1 protein-coding gene is annotated in these 1,119 nt (G+C 56.5%); it reads left to right on the top strand.

Features of this window, described 5'->3' with window-relative positions; all coding sequences use genetic code 11:
- Window positions 1-25 precede the first annotated feature (25 nt).
- Window positions 26-1,119 (top strand): IS630 family transposase gene (locus PH547_RS33670; protein WP_425516157.1). Its coding sequence is split into 2 segments (ribosomal slippage), with 1,095 coding nucleotides annotated over them: window positions 26-482 and window positions 482-1,119; the frame shifts between segments, so codons are not numbered across the junction. This gene is flagged as partial in the annotation.

Here is a 1,119-nt window from a genome sequence, read left to right as displayed (position 1 = left end):
TGTTTCATCGCATCAGGAGGCTCAAATGAATATAAGATATCATGTGGAACTCAACCAGCTTGAACGTGAGCAACTGAACGCTCTTTTGAGCGGTGGCCGTCACTCGGCGCGCAGGCTCAAGCGTGCACAAATCCTGTTGGCGGCGAATGAGGGTGTGAGCGACGAGGTCATCGCTGCGACTTTGAATGTCAGCGGATCGACCATCTATCGCACCAAGCGCCGCCTGGTAGAGGCCAATCTCGAAGGCGCGTTGAGTGAGGAGCCACGGCCCGGCGTTGCCCGCAAACTATCAGCCAAGGAGGAAGCACTGCTGGTGGCGACGGCTTGCTCAACTCCGCCGCCCGGCCGGGCACGTTGGACGCTTGAGCTTCTGGCTGACGAGATGATCAAGCTGACCGATCACGCGCAGATCTCCTGCGAGACCGTGCGCCGAAGGCTTGGTGAAAATCATCTCAAGCCATGGCGAAAAGACATGTGGTGCATTCCCAAGTCGACGGGGAATATGTCGCCCGAATGGAAGACGTCCTGGACCTGTATGCCGAAGCCCCAGACCCGCAAAGGCCGGTTGTCTGCTTTGACGAAAGCCCGGTCCAACTGATTGGCGAGGTGCGGGACCCCATTTCTGCAAAGCCGATGCAGCCCTTGCGCTACGATTGTGAATATCGCCGCAATGGCACCGTCAATCTTTTCGTTTTCTTGGACGCGCATCAGCCATGGCGGCGGGTGAAGGTCACCGATCGGCGCACCAACAAGGACTTCGCCGAGTGCATGCGCGAACTGGTCGACATTGACTATGCTGACGCAAAGACCATTCGTGTTGTTATGGACAATCTCTCTACCCATTCACCCGGCGCGCTATACGACGCGTTTCCTGCCGCCGAAGCCCGTCGTGTGCTCAAGCGGCTTGAATTCCACCACACGCCGAAACACGCAAGTTGGCTGAATATGGTCGAGATCGAGATTGGCGTTTTGAAAAGCCAATGCCTCGACCGCAGGATCGACGACAAACACAGGATGATTGCAGAGATCAATGCTTGGCAGCAGCAGAGAAACGCGCAAAGGGCACAAATCCAATGGATGTTCACCACCGAAAAAGCCCGTGAAAAACTCCACAAGGCC

The organism is Rhizobium cerradonense (assembly GCF_030182455.1).
Taxonomy (GTDB): Bacteria; Pseudomonadota; Alphaproteobacteria; order Rhizobiales; family Rhizobiaceae; genus Rhizobium.
The sequence above is the reverse complement of the archived record's forward strand: the minus strand, read 5'-3'. Positions and strand labels throughout refer to the sequence as shown.